This window comes from Helicobacter pylori (assembly GCF_001998165.1).
Lineage (GTDB): Bacteria > Campylobacterota > Campylobacteria > Campylobacterales > Helicobacteraceae > Helicobacter > Helicobacter pylori_DL.
This window is the reverse complement of the sequence record NZ_MTWR01000151.1, coordinates 1-445: the sequence shown is the minus strand read 5'-3', so window position 1 is coordinate 445 and position 445 is coordinate 1. Positions and strand designations below refer to the sequence as shown.

Below are 445 nucleotides of genomic sequence, written 5' to 3'. Positions count from 1 at the left end.
TTTTATTTTCGCTGCTCCTGCACAAACTCTTAAGCATATTTCTGCTTTTTTGCGCTTCAAAGAATTGTTTTTAGCCGTTTTCAACGCCTTTATTATTCCCAGAGCTGGCGATAATGTTGGCTATTTTTTGGGCGTCATTATAGACTTTTTGCAAATTGCTGTCGGTTGTGGTGGCGGTGGTGGCGTTTTGTTGTTTGTTGGGTTAATGGCAGAGCCAGACGCTAAAGAACTTGTTAATTTAGGTATAGAAAGCGTGAAGAAACAAGATTTCTAACGCAACGCAAAAAGCCCATGCTATATTTTATGTTACCAAAACGCCTAATCCTCCGCAAAAAGGAGAAGAAGGGAAAAGGGGAACGATTGAAAAAATCCAAAGACAACTCGGTTTGCAAACAGAGGTATGGACGATTTTCAACAAACCGATTAATAGCCCAAGAGCTTTAAA

General features: G+C 39.8%; 1 pseudogene. It reads left to right on the top strand.

Annotated features, from left to right (window positions below):
- Positions 1-274, top strand: a pseudogene (locus BZK24_RS10025) (hypothetical protein); the annotation flags it as partial.
- Between the last annotated feature and the right edge of the window lie 171 nt (positions 275-445).